This window comes from Luteitalea sp. (genome assembly GCF_022842525.1).
GTDB lineage: Bacteria > Acidobacteriota > Vicinamibacteria > Vicinamibacterales > Vicinamibacteraceae > Luteitalea.
Window position 1 is genome coordinate 1 of the sequence record NZ_JALHPM010000132.1, and the last position, 18931, is coordinate 18931.

At 69.6% G+C, this 18931-nt stretch carries 20 protein-coding genes, 1 tRNA gene and 1 pseudogene; 11 read left to right on the forward strand and 11 right to left on the reverse strand.

Translation table 11 applies throughout. The features are described 5' to 3' along the window. The 3 genes and pseudogenes from Q0C41_RS21670 to murA form a co-directional block, all read left to right on the forward strand. Positions 1 to 550 (forward strand): annotated as a pseudogene (locus Q0C41_RS21670) (hypothetical protein); the annotation flags it as partial. Continuing rightward, positions 547 to 1569, forward strand: coding sequence for a UDP-N-acetylmuramate dehydrogenase (gene murB / locus Q0C41_RS21675; protein WP_291987415.1), 1023 nt, complete (start codon positions 547 to 549; stop codon positions 1567 to 1569). The pseudogene Q0C41_RS21670 and the gene murB, both read left to right, overlap by 4 nt. A gap of 1 nt (position 1570) precedes the next feature. Next, positions 1571 to 2827 (forward strand): UDP-N-acetylglucosamine 1-carboxyvinyltransferase, encoded by a 1257-nt coding sequence (murA, locus tag Q0C41_RS21680; RefSeq protein ID WP_291987417.1) that lies wholly within the window; start codon positions 1571 to 1573, stop codon positions 2825 to 2827. Positions 2828 to 2833: 6 nt separating this feature from the next. Here murA and Q0C41_RS21685 read toward each other — a convergent pair whose 3' ends face one another. From Q0C41_RS21685 to Q0C41_RS21700, 4 genes are all read right to left on the reverse strand, one after another. Then, positions 2834 to 4726 carry a secretin N-terminal domain-containing protein gene (locus tag Q0C41_RS21685; protein ID WP_291987419.1) on the reverse strand — a complete coding sequence of 631 codons (1893 nt, stop codon included), beginning with the start codon at positions 4724 to 4726 and terminating at the stop codon, positions 2834 to 2836. Continuing rightward, on the reverse strand, positions 4707 to 5369 hold the full coding sequence (gene lolA / locus Q0C41_RS21690) for an outer membrane lipoprotein chaperone LolA (RefSeq protein ID WP_291987421.1): 663 nt from the start codon (positions 5367 to 5369) through the stop codon (positions 4707 to 4709). The genes Q0C41_RS21685 and lolA overlap by 20 nt, the downstream gene beginning before the upstream one ends. A gap of 49 nt (positions 5370 to 5418) precedes the next feature. Further along, positions 5419 to 7071, reverse strand: a complete 1653-nt coding sequence (locus Q0C41_RS21695) for a PHP domain-containing protein (protein WP_291987423.1) — start codon at positions 7069 to 7071, stop codon at positions 5419 to 5421. 67 nt (positions 7072 to 7138) lie between these two features. Then, positions 7139 to 7366 (reverse strand): zinc ribbon domain-containing protein, encoded by a 228-nt coding sequence (locus Q0C41_RS21700; RefSeq protein WP_291987424.1) that lies wholly within the window; start codon positions 7364 to 7366, stop codon positions 7139 to 7141. A 204-nt stretch (positions 7367 to 7570) separates the two neighbouring features. On the opposite strand from Q0C41_RS21700, the gene Q0C41_RS21705 reads away from it, so the two are divergent. The 3 genes from Q0C41_RS21705 (at position 7571) to Q0C41_RS21715 (ending at position 9689) form a co-directional block, all read left to right on the forward strand. Beyond that, positions 7571 to 7646: transfer RNA gene (locus Q0C41_RS21705), tRNA-Ala, on the forward strand. 205 nt (positions 7647 to 7851) lie between these two features. Next, positions 7852 to 8475, forward strand: a complete 624-nt coding sequence (locus Q0C41_RS21710) for a hypothetical protein (RefSeq protein WP_291987426.1) — start codon at positions 7852 to 7854, stop codon at positions 8473 to 8475. 128 nt (positions 8476 to 8603) lie between these two features. After that, on the forward strand, positions 8604 to 9689 hold the full coding sequence (locus Q0C41_RS21715; protein ID WP_291987428.1) for a 6-phosphofructokinase: 1086 nt from the start codon (positions 8604 to 8606) through the stop codon (positions 9687 to 9689). Positions 9690 to 9756: 67 nt separating this feature from the next. Here the strand turns inward: Q0C41_RS21715 and Q0C41_RS21720 are convergent, their stop codons facing one another. The 7 genes from Q0C41_RS21720 to rplM all read right to left on the reverse strand — a co-directional run bounded on the left by Q0C41_RS21720 (position 9757) and on the right by rplM (position 14926). After that, positions 9757 to 10770 (reverse strand): asparaginase, encoded by a 1014-nt coding sequence (locus Q0C41_RS21720; protein WP_291987430.1) that lies wholly within the window; start codon positions 10768 to 10770, stop codon positions 9757 to 9759. Continuing rightward, complete coding sequence (gene frr / locus Q0C41_RS21725) at positions 10767 to 11336, reverse strand: ribosome recycling factor (protein ID WP_291987432.1); 570 nt, start codon at positions 11334 to 11336, stop codon at positions 10767 to 10769. Before frr ends, Q0C41_RS21720 begins: the two co-directional genes overlap by 4 nt. A gap of 22 nt (positions 11337 to 11358) precedes the next feature. Beyond that, positions 11359 to 12075 carry a UMP kinase gene (pyrH, locus tag Q0C41_RS21730; protein ID WP_291987434.1) on the reverse strand — a complete coding sequence of 239 codons (717 nt, stop codon included), beginning with the start codon at positions 12073 to 12075 and terminating at the stop codon, positions 11359 to 11361. Positions 12076 to 12240: 165 nt separating this feature from the next. Continuing rightward, positions 12241 to 13101 (reverse strand): translation elongation factor Ts, encoded by an 861-nt coding sequence (gene tsf / locus Q0C41_RS21735; protein ID WP_291987436.1) that lies wholly within the window; start codon positions 13099 to 13101, stop codon positions 12241 to 12243. Between the two features lie 109 nt (positions 13102 to 13210). Further along, positions 13211 to 14041, reverse strand: a complete 831-nt coding sequence (gene rpsB / locus Q0C41_RS21740) for a 30S ribosomal protein S2 (protein WP_367079291.1) — start codon at positions 14039 to 14041, stop codon at positions 13211 to 13213. Between the two features lie 57 nt (positions 14042 to 14098). Next, a complete protein-coding gene (rpsI, locus tag Q0C41_RS21745; RefSeq protein WP_291987438.1) occupies positions 14099 to 14491 on the reverse strand; it encodes a 30S ribosomal protein S9 in 393 nt (130 codons plus the stop codon). 3 nt (positions 14492 to 14494) lie between these two features. Then, entirely contained in the window at positions 14495 to 14926 is a 432-nt protein-coding gene (rplM, locus tag Q0C41_RS21750; protein ID WP_291987440.1) for a 50S ribosomal protein L13, read from the reverse strand. 493 nt (positions 14927 to 15419) lie between these two features. On the opposite strand from rplM, the gene pilM reads away from it, so the two are divergent. The 5 genes from pilM to Q0C41_RS21775 all read left to right on the forward strand — a co-directional run. Beyond that, positions 15420 to 16511, forward strand: coding sequence for a type IV pilus biogenesis protein PilM (pilM, locus tag Q0C41_RS21755; protein WP_291987442.1), 1092 nt, complete (start codon positions 15420 to 15422; stop codon positions 16509 to 16511). Beyond that, positions 16508 to 17134 carry a PilN domain-containing protein gene (locus Q0C41_RS21760; RefSeq protein WP_291987444.1) on the forward strand — a complete coding sequence of 209 codons (627 nt, stop codon included), beginning with the start codon at positions 16508 to 16510 and terminating at the stop codon, positions 17132 to 17134. Before pilM ends, Q0C41_RS21760 begins: the two co-directional genes overlap by 4 nt. 11 nt (positions 17135 to 17145) lie before the next feature. Further along, entirely contained in the window at positions 17146 to 17775 is a 630-nt protein-coding gene (gene pilO, locus Q0C41_RS21765; RefSeq protein WP_291987445.1) for a type 4a pilus biogenesis protein PilO, read from the forward strand. A 9-nt stretch (positions 17776 to 17784) separates the two neighbouring features. Next, positions 17785 to 18303: a hypothetical protein gene (locus Q0C41_RS21770; protein WP_291987447.1), complete on the forward strand. Its 519-nt coding sequence runs from the start codon at positions 17785 to 17787 to the stop codon at positions 18301 to 18303. After that, positions 18300 to 18931 (forward strand): AMIN domain-containing protein (locus Q0C41_RS21775; protein ID WP_291987449.1); only part of this gene is annotated, 632 nt, incomplete at its 3' end. The genes Q0C41_RS21770 and Q0C41_RS21775, both read left to right, overlap by 4 nt.

Below are 18931 nucleotides of genomic sequence, written 5' to 3' on the forward strand. Positions count from 1 at the left end.
GCGAGGGGGACTCGACGCACCAGTCGTCCTCGGTAGCCGCAGTGCCTGGCCGATGCTGCCGCGCCGTGGCGCGCTGCATGATGGCGCAGTGCTGGACGTCGGCGATCGCGCCATCGGGCCGATGCTGCCCGGGACGTGGCCGTCCCCGGCGCCGAGCCCCGTCCTGCGCGTGGTGCCCGGCCCGGAGGGCCATGAAGCGGCCGCCGCGCTCGCGGCTCTCCAGGCCGGTACTTACGTCGTCGCGCCGACGGCCAGCCGCATGGCATATCCGCTCGAGGGCCCCCCGGTGCCCCTGGTGGCGCCGACGCGTGCGTCGAGCGGGACGGTGACCGGCGCGATCCAGGTCGTGCCGACGGGGCAGCCGATCCTCCTGATGGCCGAGCGGCAGACGACGGGCGGCTATCCGGTGGTGGCCGTGGTCATCACGGCGGACCTGCCACATGCGGCCCAGCTCGCCCCGGGTGACCCGGTGCGGTTCACCGTCTGCACGCGCGCCGAGGCGATGCGCGCGCGCCTCGCCCAGCAGGACTTCGGAGCACGTCCATCATGAACGCACATGACCCTCTGCCCGACGCGTTCGTCGACGCGTTGCGCGCGGCGGCGCCCTCGGCCGTCATCGACCGCCGGGTGCCGCTCGCACGCCTCACGACGATGCGCGTGGGTGGTCCGGCTGACCTGTTGGTGACGGTCGCCGCGCCGGAGGCCGTCGCCGCCGTCGTCGGCGTGGCGCGTGCTCACGGCGTGCCGGTCACGGTCCTCGGCGGTGGCAGCAACGTGCTCGTGTCCGACGAGGGCATCCGGGGGGTGACCCTGCGGATCCATGGTGGAGACATCAGACTCGAGGACGCGTCGGGTGTGCGCGCCGACGCCGGTGTGACCATCAACGGGCTGGTGCGGTGGCTCGCCGGTCGCGGCCTCGCGGGTCTCGAGCGCTGGGCCGGCACCCCTGGCACCGTGGGCGGCGCGATCTGCGGCAATGCCCACTTCCAGGGGCGGCTGATCAGCGAGCACGTCCGCAGCGTACGCGTGCTGTCGCCGTCCGGGCATGTCGAGGAGGTGCCCGTCGACGCGATGGCCTTCGGCTACGACCGCAGTCGCGTCCAGCACTCGGGCGAGGTGGTGCTGTCCGTGCTCTTCGCGGTCACGCCGGGAGCCGCACCGGAAGACTTGCGCGACGCGGCTCGCACGTCGCTCGCGTTCCGCAAGCGCACGCAGCCCCTGCACCAGGCGAGCGCGGGGTGCATCTTCCAGAATCCGGCGGACGACGCGCCGCTGCCCGCGGGCGTGCCGCGGTCGGCCGGCGCGCTGATCGATCGGGCCGGTCTCAAGGGCGCGCACCAGGGCAGCGCGGCCGTCTCGACGCTGCACGCCAACTTCATCGTCGTGGCCCCGGGGGCGAGTGCGGCGGACGTCCGTGCGCTGGTCGAACGCTGTCAGGGGGCTGTCGCCGAGTCGACCGGGGTGCGCCTGACCGAGGAGGTCGTCTACCTCGGCGAGTGGCCCTCGCCGGTGCGTCGCCCCGACGACCACGGCAGCCGGCCGACACCCACAAACGAAAGCGAGCGCTGACATGTCCGTGCTGCGAGTGCAGGGAGGGCGTCGCCTCGAAGGCGCCGTGACCGTGGAAGGCAACAAGAACGCGGCGCTGCCGTTGATCGTGGCCAGCCTGCTGACGACCGAGGCGGTGACGCTGCACAACGTGCCGCGCATCAGCGACGTCGACGTGCTGCTCGACCTGCTGGCGGGCCTCGGATCCTCGATCGAAGGGCGGGGCACCAGCACGCTCGTCCTGCGGGCCGCGGCGCGCCCAGGGTCGATGCCGGACGCCCATCTGGTTGGCCGGGTACGCGCCTCGATGCTGCTGATGGGGCCGCTGCTGGCGCGTGTCGGGGAAGTCTATCTCGCCCCGCCCGGAGGCGATTTCCCCTCGCGACGCACCCTGTCGACGCATGTGCAGGCGCTCACCGCGCTCGGTGCTCGCGCCATCGAGGGGGAGGCACACGCCTTCGATGCGCCGGAGGGGCTGCGCGGCGCGTCGTTCTATCTCGACGAGGCGTCGGTGACCGCCACCGAACTGGCGCTGCTCGCCGCCGTCACTGCGAGCGGCGAGACCGAGATCCGTCACGCCGCGACCGAACCGCACGTGGTGGAGCTGTGTCAGCTCCTGGTCGCCATGGGCGCGCAGATCGACGGGGCCGGCACGTCGCGGGTGCGCGTCCACGGCGTGTCGCACCTGCACGGGGCCACGCACACGCTGCGCGGCGACTACATCGAGGCCGGGACCTGGGCCGTCATCGCCGCCGTCACGCGCGGCGCCATCGACGTTCGCGGGGCACAGCCCGAGGATCTGGAGCCCATCGTCAGCGTCCTGCAGCGCATGCAGGTGCCGTGCGACGTGGACGACGACCGCGTGCGCGTCAGTGCTGGGCCCTGCGTGGCCCTCGGGCGACTCGTGACGGGGCTCTGGCCAGCGTTTCCCAGCGACATGGTCAGCCTGTTCACCGTGCTGGCGACGCAGGCCCAGGGGCGGACGCTCATCCACGACTGGATGTACGAGTTGCGCCTGTTCGCGCTCGAGCAACTGAGCGGCATGCGTGCCGACATCTTTCTGTGCGACTCGCATCGCATGGTCGTGACGGGGCCGACGCCGCTGCGGGGGCGTCACCTGGACACCCGCGACCTGCGTTCCGGCATGGCCCTGATCGCCGCCGCCCTCGCCGCCGAGGGCGAGAGCGTGGTCGGCCCGCTGGAGACGGTCGAGCGCGGCTACGCGCACGTGGTCGAGCGACTGACGGCGCTCGGCGCCGTCGTGTCTCGAGAGGGGTAGTCGGGACTAGACGCCTGGCGGCGTCGGTGGGGGCGGCGCCGGAGGCAGCGTCCGCGGGGTTGGCGTCGGGACGGTGCGCTGCTCCGGAATGGCCGGCAGCTGCGGGAAGAACGGCTGGGACCCGGCCCCGTCGCCGTCCGGCGGCGGCTGGGCGGGGCGGAGGGGGAGCGGGGTCACGCTCGGGACATCGAAGCTCGCGGCCGCCGGCCCGCCACCACGGCCGGCAAGAAACGGCCGCAGGTCCTCCTCGGTCAGATCGAGCACGCGGATGATGCGCGGCGTCAGCATCAGCACCACGTCGGTCTGTTGCGTCTCGCGTTCGTTGCTCGCGAAGATCCGGCCGATGACGGGGATGTCGCTCAGCCCCGGGATGCCGCGCAGCACGGTCCGCTCGTTGTCCCGGATGAGGCCGGCCAGCAGGTTGGTCTCGCCATCGCGCAGGCGGATCGTGGTGGTGATCGACCGCGTGCCGAAGGTCGGCAGGCCCGAGTACCCGGTGCCCGAGAGACTGCTGATCTCGATCTTCACCGCCAGCGTCACGTCGTCGTTGTGGTGCGTGCGCGGCGTGATGTCGATGTTGACGCCGACGTTGCGGTACGTGAACGACGTGATGGGCTGCTGGTTGACGCCGCCGGTCGCGATGGGTGCGAAGGTGACCTGGGGGACCGGGACTTCCTCGCCGAATTTGGCTTGGGCCGGCAGGCCGTCCGAGGTGCGCAGTTGGGGATTGGCCAGCGTGCGCGTGTCGCTGTCCGCCTTCAGCAGTCGGTAGTAGAGCCCGGGCAGGTTGGTGAAGAAGATGTCGCCCTTGCCGAGATTGGTCAGCTGCTCGAGGGTCAGGCCGCCCTCCTGATTCGCATCCACCTGACCGGCCAGGCCGGTCTCGTTGCCCGGCGACAGGATCTGGATGCCGTACTGCTTGAAGCGCGTCCGGGCCACTTCGAGCAGTTCCACCTCGATCACCACCTCGGCGCGGGCCTTGTCGATCGCCGCCAGCAGGCGCGATGCCGCCTCGATGCGCTCCGGCGTGTCCTTGATCGAGATGGCATTGGTGGCCGTGATGGGCGAGAGGCGACGCGCATCGACGACGATGCGCAGCAGGTCGAGCGTTTCCTTGAGGTCGGCGTTGCTGAGATAGAAGGTGCGGATCACCTCCTCTTCGTACTCGCGCCGCTTGGCCGCGGTGTCGGGCACGACCGTGACCGTCTTCGGGGCGCTGACGCGCCAGAACGTCCCGGTGGCCTTGCCGATGGCATCGAGCGCATCAGGCAGCGTCGAGCCGCGCAGATCGATCGACACTGGCACGCTGCGGAACTGCGGGTCGAACACCAGGCTGATGCCGGCAAAGCGGGCCAGCGACGTGAAGACGTCCCGGCTCCCCGCGTCGCGGAAGACCAGCGAGTCTGGCAGCGTGAGCTCGGGGAGGTCCCGGCCTTCGGGCGGCAGCGCCCGGGCCCGGCTGATCAGCGACTCGAGCTGCGTGCCGCCGTCCTTCCGCACCGCCATCTTGGTGCGCAGGGCCACCCGCATCTCGCGGACGGCGTCCTCGGCGTCGCTGTTGGCCGGGTTGAACTCCAGCGCGAGCTGGAACTCGACCAGCGCCTCCTCGTACTTGCCGGCGCCGGCCAACCGGCGGCCCTTGGAATGGTGGGAGGCCGAGGCGCGCAGCTTGGCGCGCTTCAACGCCAGGGCGATCTCGCGGTTGTCGGGGTCGGCGACCTGCGCCTGCGTGTAGGCGACGATCGCCTGGTCGAAGTCGTCGCGTTGCTCGGCCAGCTGGCCGACGCGGTAGGGCTTCGGGTTGGTCGCGCACGCGCTCAGCGTCGCGGCGACCAGCAGCGCGAGGGTGAGACGGGTGACGATGCGGACCTGGTCGAACTCACTCCTGCGTGACGACATCGACACCCTTGGGCATGCTGAACACGAAGCGACTCTCGGCCACGCCGACATTCTCGCGCAGATTGGTGAAGCTGAACGTCGACGTCCCGCCCTGGCCATCGACCACGATCAGCTGGCGCATGGCGTAGGTCGTGCCATCGACCACCAGGGTGAGGGTCTCGTACTCGGGCTCGGGGCGCACCGGCCGGAGCCGCAGCGCCCGCGCCCCGACGCTGCCAGCCGGGGCGGCGATCTCCTGCACCGTGAAGTCACGCAGCAGGTCTCCGCGGCCGGCCAGGAACAGGATGGGCGTCGGCACACGGCCGGCCTCGGGCATGGCACTCACCCGGACCTGCTTGTCTGCCGGCACGTAGAAGTACATCCGCGTGCCGTCCGAGATGAACAGCTTCTGCTCGGGCTGCTCGTAGTCCCAGCGCATGCGGCCGGGCTTGCGGATGGCCACGGTGCCGCGCTCCACGCTGCGGCGCTTCAGCGCACCGCCGACGTAGGCCTGCTCGAACGACGCGGTGAAGTCCCGCACCTGCTGGTAGTGGCTCTGGACGGCTCTTGCCAGCGCATCGCCGGACGGTTGCGCCGCGCCCGGTCGTGCGGCACAAATCACGGTCAGGGACACGAGCAACAGCAGGCGCCGGGTCGGTCTCATGCAGTCCTCCCTTGCGAATACGCAGCGCCGGGCGCCACGGATGTCGTCGTCATGGCTGCCACGGGCGACCGTGACGCTTGGCGGCGACGAATGCGGTGATGGCCCCCACCTCGCGGGTGTTCAGCACCTGGTCCTTCGTGAGTCCGGCCCGTCGGGCGAGGCCCACGCCGAACCGCATCTGTCGACCCAGGCGATCCGCCATGTGGCAGTCGCTGTCCACCAGGATGGGCGCGCCGATCGCCGCCGCCATCTCCGCCAGTGGGGCATCGAGGTCGAGATGGCCGGGCGCCCCATCGATCTCCACGGCGGTGCCGGTGCGCGCCGCTTCCTCGAACAGACGTGCGAAGGCCAGCGCGTAGCCGGGTTGTCGTCCCGGAGACCGGTTGGCCGGGTGCGTGATGACGTTGACCAGCGGGTGGCGGACCACCCGTTCGTACCGCTGCAGGATGCGCGCCGGCGAATGCCCGTAGCTCTCGTGCATCGAGGCCAGGACGATGTCGAGGCGCTCGAGGACGGCGTCGGGGACGTCGAGCGTGCCATCTTCCTGGATGTCGCACTCGATGCCGTGCAGGATGGTGATGTCGGGCACCAGGGCGCGCACGGCCGCGATCTCGCCGGCCTGCTCCGCGATCCGCTCGATCGTCAGCACGCGCGACGCCCGCGAGGTCGGGGAGTGATCGGTGATCGCCATGTACCGGTAGCCGAGCGCCCGCGCCGCGTGCACCATGCCGGCGACGCTGTCACGCCCATCGCTGTAGACCGTGTGCATGTGCAGGTCGCCGCGGATGTCGCTCACGTCCAGCAGCGTCGGCAACCCACCGGCGACGGCCGTGTCGAGGATGCCCGCGCGTGCGCGCAACTCCACCGGGATGAACGGCAACTGCAGGCGGGCGTAGAAGTCGGCTTCGTCGGCCAGCGCGACCGCGCGGCCGCCCTCGAGCAGGGCCTCCCGCGTGAAGTCCAGGCCAAGGGCCTGGGCGCGTGCCTTGACGTCGCGCACGTGCGTCCGCGGGCCCGTGTACCACACCAGGCTCGTCGGCACCGCCGTGGCGGGCAAGGCGTGGACGACGATCGGTTCGGGATCGGCGGCCACGGCCACCGCACGGGCGCCCGCCACCACCAGCGTGTCGCGTGGGAGCGCCCCGGCGGCGCGGCGGGTCCACCCCTCGGGGTCCCCGGTCACGGCGAGCAGGGCCACGTCCGGACTCACCGGATCGGTCCGTCGCAAGCCGCCCACCATGTGCCAGTCGTCGGGGGCGCCTGCCGCGGCCGAGAGTTCCTTCCGCGCCTGTTTGGCCTGCATCCACGCGCGTCCGAGCGGCACCAGGGCGTCTTCGGGGCCCTCGGGCAGCAGCGCGTCCACGAGGTCGGTGGCCAGGTGGCGCTCGAGGTCGGCGTCGAGCAGCACGTCTTCGTCGGCCACCCGGTGCCGCAGCGGATGCAGGCCCTGCCGAATCAGCGCGCGCGCGCCGGCCGGCAAGCGCCGCAGCATGTGGGCGATTTCGTCGTGGTCGGCACGACGGACGCGGTCGAGCAGTTCGGAGTCGCGGACGGCCAACAGGCCCTGCCCGTCGAGCGATCGGCGAACGAGGCTCCACGGGGTGCGTGGCTGGTGATCCAGCACGCGCCGGATGGCCGTGGACAACTGCGCCCAGTGGGTCGCCTCAGGGCCGCGCCCCAGCGCGCGGCACAGCCCGGCCATGTGGTCCAGGGTGTCGGCGACGGCGACGGGGGAGCGGCGGCGGAGGTGAAACAGGGGAGCGCTCCGGTCAGTGCGTGCGGCAACTGCCGGGGCCGCGCGGGTCGCCGCAGGAGCCGCACGGGGCAGGCCCTGCGGCCATGGCACTGCCGGATGAGGCGTGCGCCGCGAAGGTCGAGATCTGCTTGCGCAGGTCGGGATGCTCGCAGGCCGGGCACAGGTCCGGCTGGCGGCCATTGAGGACGATGGCTTCGAAGCGGTGGCCGCAGTGGTCGCAGCGGTATTCGAAGATGGGCACAGTGTCCCCATTATAGAAAGGCCGTCTGCGCCTTCCTACTGCCGAATCGCCCAGCATCGGTGCCCCTGGCCTCCGCCGTCCATCCACTGGCCAGGGCTGCGCCCAAGGCAGACGGCCGACGTGTCGGAGATGCGCCGACTGTGCTACACTCTGCGTTCGGTCAACGGGCGGCTGTCGCGCCTGAGGGCTTCGACAGGGAAGAAGGGGCGGCTAGCTCAGCTGGGAGAGCGCCGCGTTCGCAACGCGGAGGTCGGGAGTTCGAGCCTCCTGCCGTCCACCAACATCCTCTACGCCGCACGAGCCTTCCGGCCGCGCGGCGTTCGTCGTTTCAGGGGCGCGCCGCTCGAACGTCCTCCGCAGAGCACAGCCCATCCCGCACAGATCGCGCTCGACCGGTGTGTGCCCGTGCCGAAGTGCGTCCTCGAGGGGAAAACGGGCCTGGCACGCCCCTTGGTGTGGCAGGGAGCAGGCCAAGGAGGTCACTGATGCGTACCCTCTCCCTCTCCGCTCTCAGCCGCACCGCCGCCATCGCCATCGTGATCGCCGGTGCCGCCGCGTGTGCACCGCCGTCGTCCTCGACGCCGACGGCGCTCGGACCTCAGCCCGTGGCGTCCGCCAGTCAGGCCGTGTCGACGCCCGTGCTCCTGTCCTGCCCGGTGGGGCAGCAGCCCCTGATGCGGCAGGTCGTCGTGCAGGGAGCGTTGGTGCCGCAGGTCGAGTGTGTCGCCGCGGCGCCCATGGTGCCCGCGGGCGTCGCGCCCGCCGCTCCGGCGATGCGTGCTGGCGTCCCTCCGGCAGACGCGACCCCGGCGTACGCGACGTCGGCACCCGTCCAGACCTCCGGGGCCCCGTCCCCCGAACCTGTTCGCACCGTCGCCATGGAGCGGCCCCAGGCGCGGCGCGTCAGCTCTGGTGAGGGGGTGGTCGAGTATCGACGCCCTGCAAAGCGCAGCTGGCAGAAGAGCGCGGTCATCATCGGGTCGGCGGCCGGCGCCGGGGCGGGCGTGGGCGCGCTGGCCACGGGCAAGAAGGGCGCGTTGATCGGGGCGGCCATCGGGGGTGGCGCCGCCACCGTCTGGGACCAGGTCACGCGCCGACAGCCCCGCTAGCTGGAGCCGATCCGGGGGCTCAGGGCATCTCCGCACGGGGATGCCCTGATTTCCGTTTATACTTCAGCGGTTCCCCGTGTGCGCGAGCGCCGGCACTCCCGATTTCTCCAGAGGATAGACGTTTTCGTATGAGCAAGGTCCGTCGGATTGGTGTACTCACCGGTGGCGGCGACGCCCCCGGCCTGAACGCGGTCATCCGCGCCGTGGTCAAGTCGTCCTACAACCACGGTATCGAATGTCTCGGTCTCGAGAACAGCTTCGACGGGCTGCTCGAGACGAACCGCCACACCGTGATGACCCCGCGGAACGTCACGGGCATCCTGCGCCTGGGCGGCACCATCCTCGGGACGGTCAATCGCGGCAACCCGTTCCTGAAGCCGATCGAGACCTCGGATGGCCCGAAGGACTACGCCGAGCGCTGCATGGAGATGTTCCACAAGCTGCAGATCGACGGCGTGGTCGTCATCGGCGGTGATGGGACGCTGTCCATCGCGCACGAGTTCAACAAGCGGGGGATGCCAATCATCGGCGTGCCCAAGACGATCGACAACGACATCGTCGGCACGACGAACTGCTTCGGCTTCGACACGGCGGTCGCCTTCGCGACCGACGCCATCGACCGGCTGCACACCACCGCGCAGGCGCACCAGCGCGTGATGGTCGTCGAGGTCATGGGTCGGTATGCCGGCTGGATCGCGCTCTACTCGGGCGTGGCCGGTGGGGCCGACGTCATCATGATCCCCGAGATTCCCTACGACATCGACATCGTCGCCAAGCGGATCAAGGAACGCGACGCCTACGGGGCGAAGTTCAGCATCGTCGTCGTGGCCGAAGGGGCGGTGCCCAAGGGCGGCAAGGTCTCGCTCGTCAAGGCGGCCGACGGCGGGTACGTCGAGCGTCTGGGCGGCGTCGGTCACCGCATCGCCGCCGAACTCGAGAAGCTGACGGGCAAGGAAACGCGCACCGTGGTGCTCGGCCACCTGCAGCGTGGCGGCTCGCCGACCAGCTTCGACCGCATGCTCGCCACTCGCTTCGGCGCCATGGCCGTCGAGTTGCTGATGAAGGGCGAGAGCGACCGGATGGTGGCCTTCCACCCGCCCGAAATCGGGTCGGTCCCGCTGGCCGATGTCGGTGGCAAGATGCGCCTCGTGCCGGCGGACGGCGACGTCGTCCGCACCGCCAAGTCGCTCGGCATCAGCTTCGGCGACGAATAGTCTCAAGTCCCACGTCTCAGGGCTCACGTCTCAGGCAACAGCCTGAGCCCTGAGCCCTGAGCCTGTTTCACGACATCGGGTCTTCGAAGATCGCGCGCAACTGCTCGTGGTCCTGCGTGTGACCGAGGGCGAGCATCAGCTTGATGCGGGCCTTCACGCCGCTGAGCCGTCCGGCGAAGATCAACCCGAGGTCGCGCAGGCCGCGGCCGCCACCTTCGTAGCCATAGCGCTCCCGCACGCTCCCCGCGCCACACCGCGAGGTCAGGATCACCGGCAGCCCCTGCGTCACGGCGACGCCCAGGTCCTCCAGCATGGCCGGCGGGACGTTGCCCCGCCCCAGCGCCTCGATGACCAGGCCCTTCGCCCCACTCGCGAGCGAGCAGCGGACGAAGCGTCCGTCGGCGCCGGCCGCCACCTTGATCAGGTCCACATCGGGTTCGATCCGTCGCACCCGGAGCAGACCGTCGGCCTCGGCATCGAACCAGGCGCCTTCGCGCGGGCTCGATCGCAGGTACCGGACCACGCCCCCATCGACCACGCCGACGGGACCGAACTCCCGCGACTGAAACGAGGCGGCGGCTTCGGTGTGCACCTTCTCGACCTCGCGGGCCGACAGGATCTGCTCGTTCATCGCGACCATCACGCCGCGGGCGCGCGAGACAGGGGAGCCGGCCACCTGCACGGCGTGGACGAGGTTGGCCGGCCCGTCCCAACTCGGCTCCGACATCGTGCGAATGGCGCCCACCAGTACCACCGGCTTGTCGGTGCGGAGGGCGATGTCGAGGAAGTAGGCCGTTTCCTCGAGCGTGTCGGTGCCGTGCGTGACGACCACGCCGTCCACGTCCGGGCGTTCCAGCCAGGCGGCGACGCGCCTGGCGAGGCGCCACATGTGTTCGGGGGTGACGTGCGGACCGGGCAACTGCGCGACGTCCTCGAGCTCGATGTCGGCCAGGGCGGCGAGCTGGGGGACGTGGGCGAGGATGTCATCGCCGCGCATCGCCGGCACGGCCGATCCCGATCGCGCGTCGATGCGCATCGAGATCGTGCCGCCGGTGAAGAGGATGGCGACGGTGGGGGTCACACCGTGAGGAGTTCCTGGTCCTTCTTCTTCTGCAGGTCGTCGATCTGGCCGACGTGCTGGTCGGTCAGCTTCTGGACCTCGTCGAGGCCGCGGCGCTCGTCGTCGACCGAGATCTCGGAGTCCTTGAGCAGCTTCTTGAGGCGGTCGTTGGCGTCACGGCGAACCTGGCGCACGCCGTTGCGCGCCTCCTCGGCCAGCCTGTGAATGACCTTGGTCAGTTCCTTGCGCCGCTCCTCGGTGAGCGGCGGCAGCGGGATGCGGACGACCTTGCCGTCGTTGGCGGGATTGAGGCCGAGGTTGGCCGCACGAATGGCCTTCTCGATGGCGCCCATCAGCTGCGGGTCGAACGGCTGCGCGACGATCAGCGTCGATTCGGGGACGGAGAGCTGCGCCACCTGGTTGAGCGGCATCGACGACCCGTAGGCATCGACGTGCACGTTGTCGAGCAGGGCGGTCGAGGCGCGCCCGGTGCGCACGCCGGTCATCTCGCGCTTGAGGTGATCGATGACCCCACCCATGCGCTTGCGCGACTCGTCGAACAGCGACTTCAGATCAGAGACGTCCATCGTCGTGTGTCCTGCTCCGTGATCAGGCGGTGACCAGCGAGCCCACGTGTTCGCCCATGATGGCGCGGCGCATGTTGCCGCGCTCGTTCAGGTCGAGCACCACGATGGGCATCTTGTTGTCCATGCACAGGGAGATCGCCGTCGCGTCCATCACCTGCAGCCCCTGCTCCAGCACCTGCAGATACGTAATGCGTTCGTAACGCGTGGCGGTGGGGTCCTTCTTCGGGTCGGCGGTGTAGATGCCGTCGACCTTGGTCGCCTTCATGATGACGTCGGCCTTCACCTCCATCGCGCGCAGGGCGGCGGCGGTGTCGGTGGTGAAGTACGGATTGCCCGTGCCGGCCGCGAAGACGACGACGCGACCCTTCTCGAGATGCCGGATGGCCCGCCGGCGAATGAACGGCTCGGCCACGGCGCGCATCTCGATCGCGGTGAGCACGCGCGTCGGCACGCCATGGTGTTCGAGGCCATCCTGCAGCGCCAGCCCGTTCATGACGGTGGCCAGCATGCCCATGTAGTCGGCCGTCGCGCGATCCATGCCGCGCGCGCTGCCGGCCATGCCGCGGAAGATGTTGCCGCCGCCGATGACGATCGCCACCTGGACGCCGATGGCCCGGATCTCGGCCACCTCTTCCGCGATGCGCGTGACGACGGCGGGATCGACGCCATATCCCTGATCACCCATGAGGGCTTCGCCGGACAACTTGAGGAGCACACGGGTATACGCGGGACGTGACATGCCGAGGCGATTATAGCTGCTGGAGAGACGACGATGAGGACGGAGGAATGAGGAGGGAGGAGAGAGGTAGGGGGCGGAGGAGGGAGGTAGAAGGAAGGAGGAACGGTGTTGCTTCCTCCGTCCTACCTCCCTCCTCTTTCCTCGGTCCTTCGTCCTCGGCCGGGTCTAGCCCTGGCTCGCTTCGCCGACCTTGAACCGCGCGAAGCCCGTGATCGTCACCGGGGCGCCCACGGCCTTCGACACGGTGGCGAGCGCCTGCGAGACCTTGACCTTGGGGTCGCGGATCGTCGGCTGGTCCACCAGGCAGACCTGCTCGTAGAAGGCGCCGAGCTTGCCCTCGATGATCTTCTCGATGACGTTGGCGGGCTTGCCCGACTCGGCCATCTGTGCGCGGTAGATTTCCTTTTCCTTCTCGACCGCCTCGGCCGGCACCTCGGCGCGCGTCAGGTACTGTGGCGCGGCCGCGGCGATGTGCATGGCGAGCTCGGTCACGAAGGCCTTGAAGGCGTCCATGGTCGTGGCCTCGCCCGTGGCGCCCTGCAGCTGCACCAGTACGCCGATCTTGCCGCCCATGTGGCTGTAGCTGCCGACGTGGTCAGCCGTCAGCTTGGCCGTGCGGGGCACACCCATGTTCTCGCCGACCTTGGCGATCTCTGCCGTGATGCGGGTGCCGATCGGGCCGTCGGCGGCCACCAGCGCGGCGTGCGGCTGATCGCTCGTGAAGACCGTCGTGGTGACCTCGTCGACGAGGGCCTTGAAGCCGTCGTTGCGTGCCACGAAGTCGGTTTCGCAGTTCACTTCCGCCATCACGCCGAGCGTGCGGTCGTCGTTGAGCTTGATGCCGACGAGTCCTTCCGAGGCGACGCGGCCGGCGCGCTTGGCGGCCTGGGCCATGCCGCGCTTGCGGAGGTACTCGATCGCGGCCTCGACGTCACCGTTGCTCTCGGTGAGGGCCGTCTTGCATTCCATCATGCCCGCGCCGGTACGCTCGCGCAGGTTCTTGACCATCTCAGCAGTGATTGCCATGGGGTGTGCTTCCAGAAAATGGGACGGGTGGAAATGGACAGACACGCGAAACGCCGGCCGGGTCTCTGCTCGGCCGGCGTTCGGAGGGCACCGCGACGACCTGCCTCGGTCAGACCGAGGCAGGCGTGGCGGGTTCGGACTTGGGTGCAGCGGTGCGCGGGGCAGGGCGCTGCTGGGCGCGGAGGGGCTCGCCCGACTTGCCGACGGCCTCGCCATCAGGCCCGACGGGAAGGACCGTCTCGGCCTGAGCGGACTCGCGGACACCACGGCCGGCGAGGACCGCATCGGCGATGCGCGAGGCGAACAGACGGATGGCGCGCAGCGCGTCGTCGTTGCCCGGCACGGCGAAGTTCACCTGATCGGGATCGCAGTTGGTGTCGACGATACCGATGACCGGAATCTTCAGCTTGCGGGCCTCGTCCACGGCGATCTGCTCGTGCTTCGTGTCGACGATGAACACGGCATCGGGCAGGCGCTCCATGTGACGAATGCCGTCGAGGTTCTTCTGGAGCTTGCGCTTCTCCTTCTCGAGCCGCGCAATCTCCTTCTTCGACAGCATGTCGTACCGGCCGTCCGTTTCCATGGCTTCGAGGTCACGGAGACGGGCCAGGCTGCGCTGAATCGTCGTGAAGTTGGTGAGCAGTCCCCCGAGCCAGCGCTGGTTGACGTGGAACATGCCGCAGCGCGCCGCTTCTTCCGCGATCGCTTCCTGGGCCTGCCGCTTGGTCCCGACGAAGAGCAGCGTGCGGCCCTCCGACGCGAGCTGCATCACGAACTGCTCGGCATCGCGAAACAGCCGCGCGGTCTTGCCGAGGTCGATGATGTAGATCCCATTGCGCTCGCCAAAGATGTACGGCTTCATCTTCGGGTTCCAGCGCTTGGTTTGGTGGCCGAAGTGAACACCGGCCTCCAGCAGGTCTTTGACAGCAATCGGGGTCAAGCTTCCTCCAACACGGTACAGACAGGGCCGGGCCTCGCCGGCCACACAGCCGAAAAGTTAACGCTTGCTGAACTGGAAGCGCTTGCGGGCGCCCGCCAGGCCGTACTTCTTCCGCTCCTTGCCGCGCTGGTCGCGCGTCAACAGACCGGCCTTCTTCAGACGCCCCCGGAGCTCGCCGCTGTAGAGGCAAAGCGCCCGCGAGATGCCCAGCCGCAACGCACCCGCCATGCCGGAGATGCCACCGCCCGACGTCGTCGCCACGATGTCGAACTTGTCCAGCGTCTCGGTCAGCACGAGCGGCGCACGCACCTGCAGGCGCAGCGCCTCGGTGTTCACCGCATCGGCGATCGGCTTGTGGTTGATGGTGATCTGGCCGGTGCCAGGACGCAGAAACACGCGGGCGGTCGAGGTCTTGCGACGCCCCGTCCCGTAATACTGGATGACTGACACGTTTTACTCGACCTCGAGGGACTGGGGCTTCTGCGCCGCGTGCGGATGATCGGCGCGCTCGTAGACGTTGAGCTTCCGGTACATCTGGCTGCCCATCGTCGTCTTCGGCAGCATGCCCCGGATGGCTTCTTCCATCAGGCGCGCCGGACGACGCTGGCGAAGGTCCTTGGCGCGCTCTTCACGCAACCCACCCTCATAGCCGCTGTGATACCGATAGAGCTTCTGCTCTTCCTTCTGCCCGGTCAGCACGGCCTGACCCGCGTTGACCACGACGACGTGATCCCCGCAGTCGATGAACGGCGTGTAGGTCGGCTTGTGCTTGCCCTGCAGAACCTTGGCGGCCAGGCTGGCCACCCGCCCGAGCGACTGGCCCGACGCATCGATGACGTGCCAGCGTCGCTCGATGGACTTGGCGCTCGGAATGAACGTGCTCATGATGACCCTTTTGCTCCTTGCTGACACACAGCAAAAGGAGAGGATACGCGCCTCAGGTACACCGTGTCAACCACATCCCCGCGCCCACACCACCGCAGGCGCCCGCCTCGCGGCGGGAAGGGGGCGGGAAGGGGGCGGACTGCCACCCGGACAGTCCTGAATGCCGACCTGGGAGCGGCCCCCCAGTATGACACCTCTTCCGCTCGCCACTCAATGGGGCGTTTCCGCGGCCCTGGGTCGTGGGCCTTGGGGCATGGGCCTTGGGCCGTGTGAGCCCTGCGCCTCGAGCCCGTCCTGAGCCTCGAGTCCTGAGCCCCAACGTCGCTTCTCCGACAACCCCTGTCACAAAACTGCCAGCGCGCGCACCGAACCCGCGTGCGGTTCCCGCCACGGTCCGGCAGAACGTGGGTGTTTCGATTGCAAATCTGGTTGGCACCGCCCTTGCCTATGGCTCTGTTGGTTACGAACCTGCGCGTCCGGCATGAGGCCGACCGTGGGAACGTCCGGAACGAGTGAGGTCGGCGTGCTGTTCCGCAAACAGAAACCCGTCGTCGGACTGGATATCGGGTCGAGCGCCATCAAGGCGGTCGAGCTGAAGGCTTCGGGCAAGGGCTGGAAGGTCGTCGCCTTCGGCGTCGAACCCCTGCCTGCCGACACCATCGTCGATGGCGCCATCATCGATGGCACCGCCGTCGCCGATGCGATCCGTCGGCTCTTCGAGCGCCTCGGCATCAAGAACCGGGACGTCGCCGCGTCGCTCTCGGGCAACGCCGTCATCGTGAAGAAGATCACGCTGCCGGCGATGACCGACGCCGAGCTCGCCAACTCCATCACCTGGGAAGCCGAGCAGTACATCCCCTTCGACATCCAGGACGTCAACCTGGACTACCAGGTGCTGAGCCGGCCGCCCAAGGATGCCGCGGGCGCCACGATGGACGTGCTGCTCGTGGCGGCCAAGAAGGAGACCATCGCCGATTACACCGGCGTGATCGCCCAGGCCGGTCGGGTCCCCGCCATCGTCGACGTCGACGCCTTCGCGCTGCAGAACGCCTACGAGGTCAACTACGGCACGCGCGACTCCATCGTCGCCCTGCTCAACATTGGCGCCAGCGCGATCAACATCAACATCGTCCGCGGCGATCAGTCGCTGTTCACCCGGGACGTGCCCATCGGCGGCAACGCCTACACCGAGGCGCTCCAGAAGGACTTCCAGATCGCGCACGAGAGCGCCGACCTGCTGAAGCGCGGGTATGCGGCCGACGGTCTCGACCCGTCGCAGACCGGACCCAGCCTGCAGATGGTCACCGAGGCCATCCTGCTCGAGGTCCAGAAGACGCTCGACTTCTTCCGCGGCACGACCGGCGCCGACCACATCGATCTCCTGCTCGTGACCGGTGGTGGGTCGCAGGTCATCGGGTTGGTCGACGCCCTGCAGGAACGCCTCGGCTACCCGGTCGAGTTTCTCGACCCCTTCAAGACCGTGAGTTTCGACGCCGCCAAGTTCGGCGTGCCGGTGCTCTCCGAGGCTGCCGCCGCTGCCACCGTGGCCGTCGGCCTCGCGCTTCGCCGGATGGGGGACCGATGATTCGCGTCAACCTCCTCGCCGCCGAGCCCGTTCGGGCCAAGGCCCCGCTCTTCTCGGGGGTCGGCGCCAACAAGCTCCACATCATCGGCGTGGCGATGGTCGCCGGCTGCATCGGCCTGACCGCGTATCGCCACTTCGACCTCCAGTCGCAGCAGACCTATGCCGAGCTGCAGCTGCAGCAGGCCAAGGCCGAAGAGACGCGACTCAAGGCCGTCACCGAGGAACTGGCCAAGTTCGAAGCCCAGACGGCGCTCCTGCAGCAGCGCGTGGCGCTGATCGAGCAACTGCGCAAGGGCCAGCGGTCGCCGGTCACCCTGCTCGACCAGGTGAGCCGCCAGCTGCCCGAGCGTGTCTGGCTCACCCAGCTGACCCAGGCCGGCGCCGACGTCACGCTCGAGGGCCGGACGACGACGCTGACCGCGCTGTCGGACCTGATTGGCAACCTCGAGAGTTCCGGGGCGTTCACGCGGCCCGTCGAGATCGTCAACACCGAGGTCGAGAACGGGCGCGATGAAGCGGACCTGATGAAGTTCACGGTCAGGGCCCTGTTCCCGCTCGGGGCCCTCGACACCCCGGCCGACACCAAGCCCGCCCGCCCCGGTGCGCCGGCGGCTCGGCGCTGAGGACCCTGGCCATGGATCTCGGACTCAAGAAGCTGCCGTGGTGGGCCCAGCTGGCCCTGTATCTCGTGCTCGGCGTCGGGCTCGTCGCCACGCACCACTACATGTACGCGGTCGACATGGAGGCGCAGGTCGCGCGCACCCATGGCGAACGCCGGAAGATCGAGACCGGCATCGCCCGGGCGCGCGTCGAGGAGCGTCGGTTGCCCGAGTTCCGCTCACGCGTCGCCGAGCTCAATGCCCGTCTGGCGGCGTTGCGCAACGTGCTGCCGGAGCAGAAGGACGTCGGTGATCTGCTGCGGCGGATCCAGACGCTGGCCACGCAGTCCAGCCTCACCATCCGCGGCTTCAAGCCGCAGGCGGTGGCGCAGCGGGCGCAGCACGCGGAATGGCCGATCTCGCTGAGTCTGGAGGGCACCTACCACGACCTGGGCGCCTTCTTCGACAAGGTCAGTCGGATGCCGCGCATCATCAACATCTCCGGCATCCGGATCAAGACGCACAGCCTCACCGAGCCGTCGCCGGCCACGGTCGATGCCGAGTGCACCGTCACCACTTTCGTCCTCATGGAGGCGCCGCCCGCGCCGGTCACCGGGCGTCGCCCCGGTGCCGCCGGGGCGCGTCCTCCCGCGGCTGCGCGCTGAGGTGCTGCCATGTTGCTCAGACTGACTTGCCGCGTCGCGTTGCTGTCGGCCGTGATGGTCGTGCCCGGGTTCGCCCAGGCCGCCGCCCCGGTCGCCAACGGCGCCTCCACCACGCCGGTGACGACACCGGCCCCGAAGGGCACCGCGGCGTCGCCGCAGACGCCCTCCCTGCCCGAAGATCGCGCCGGCTACGACCCCGCCGGCCGGCGCGACCCGTTCGTGAGCCTGCTCGCCCGTGGCGAGGCCAGAGCTCCCGTCGGGGGACGCCCGAGCGGCGTGAAGGGCCTGTTGATCAGTGAGGTCAGCATCCGCGGCGTGCTGCGGAGCAAGGGCCAGCTCCTCGCCATCATCCAGGCCCCCGACAACAAGACGTACTCCGTGCACTCCGGCGACGCGCTCTTCGACGGCACCGTGAAAGTGGTGGCCACCGACGCCGTGATCTTCCTGCAGCGGGTCGACGACCCGCTGTCTCCCGTGAAGCAGCGGGAGATCCGCAAGACCTTGAGAACCCCCGAGGAGAACCGATGATGCGCCCGCGCACGCCGATCCTCGCGACCCTCACGGCCTTCCTCGCCCTTGGCGCGCCCGCGTGGCCGCTGGCGGCAGGGACGGCGCGCGAGGCCCGCGAGGTCCCGCAGCAGGTCCAGGATGGACAGCGCCTGGTCATCGACACGCGTCACCGCGTGTCACCCCTGCTGTCCACCGTCCAGTCGACCCAGGTGCCGCCCGATGCGGACGCCGCCCGCACGCTCACCGCCGTCCGCGCGGCGCGCGAGGAGGGCGACGTGCTCATCACCGTCGAAGGTGATGGCAAGCTGGTCGCGTCCGCCGTCCAGGTGCCCGATGCGGCCCCGCCGCGGCTGGTCCTCGACTTTGCCGGCGTCACTCACAAGGTCGCCGCCACGACGGCCGTCAACGTCGGCCTCGTCCGCCGCGTCCGCGTCGCGCGCAACAGCACGACGCCGCTCGTGACGCGCGTCGTGGTGGACCTCAGTGGCGCCTTCCTCTACAAGGTGCGTCCGGCCGCCGACCAGCGGTCGCTGGTGGTCACCATCGGCAACCCGGCGCAGCGCGCGCGCCGGGATGACGAGGCCCAGAGCCGCCCCTTCGCCACCGCCGCCGCGACACCCGCGCCGGCCCCGGCCCCGGCCCCGGC

What these genes read in the sequence shown, in the direction of transcription:
- murB (WP_291987415.1), top strand. Translation starts at nt 547, where the DNA reads ATGAACGCACATGACCCTCTGCCCGACGCGTTCGTCGACGCGTTGCGC.
- murA (WP_291987417.1), top strand. Translation starts at nt 1,571, where the DNA reads ATGTCCGTGCTGCGAGTGCAGGGAGGGCGTCGCCTCGAAGGCGCCGTG.
- Q0C41_RS21685 (WP_291987419.1), bottom strand. Translation starts at nt 4,726, where the DNA reads ATGTCGTCACGCAGGAGTGAGTTCGACCAGGTCCGCATCGTCACCCGT.
- lolA (WP_291987421.1), bottom strand. Translation starts at nt 5,369, where the DNA reads ATGAGACCGACCCGGCGCCTGCTGTTGCTCGTGTCCCTGACCGTGATT.
- Q0C41_RS21695 (WP_291987423.1), bottom strand. Translation starts at nt 7,071, where the DNA reads ATGGCCGGGCTGTGCCGCGCGCTGGGGCGCGGCCCTGAGGCGACCCAC.
- Q0C41_RS21710 (WP_291987426.1), top strand. Translation starts at nt 7,852, where the DNA reads ATGCGTACCCTCTCCCTCTCCGCTCTCAGCCGCACCGCCGCCATCGCC.
- Q0C41_RS21715 (WP_291987428.1), top strand. Translation starts at nt 8,604, where the DNA reads ATGAGCAAGGTCCGTCGGATTGGTGTACTCACCGGTGGCGGCGACGCC.
- frr (WP_291987432.1), bottom strand. Translation starts at nt 11,336, where the DNA reads ATGGACGTCTCTGATCTGAAGTCGCTGTTCGACGAGTCGCGCAAGCGC.
- pyrH (WP_291987434.1), bottom strand. Translation starts at nt 12,075, where the DNA reads ATGTCACGTCCCGCGTATACCCGTGTGCTCCTCAAGTTGTCCGGCGAA.
- tsf (WP_291987436.1), bottom strand. Translation starts at nt 13,101, where the DNA reads ATGGCAATCACTGCTGAGATGGTCAAGAACCTGCGCGAGCGTACCGGC.
- rplM (WP_291987440.1), bottom strand. Translation starts at nt 14,926, where the DNA reads ATGAGCACGTTCATTCCGAGCGCCAAGTCCATCGAGCGACGCTGGCAC.
- Q0C41_RS21760 (WP_291987444.1), top strand. Translation starts at nt 16,508, where the DNA reads ATGATTCGCGTCAACCTCCTCGCCGCCGAGCCCGTTCGGGCCAAGGCC.
- pilO (WP_291987445.1), top strand. Translation starts at nt 17,146, where the DNA reads ATGGATCTCGGACTCAAGAAGCTGCCGTGGTGGGCCCAGCTGGCCCTG.
- Q0C41_RS21770 (WP_291987447.1), top strand. Translation starts at nt 17,785, where the DNA reads ATGTTGCTCAGACTGACTTGCCGCGTCGCGTTGCTGTCGGCCGTGATG.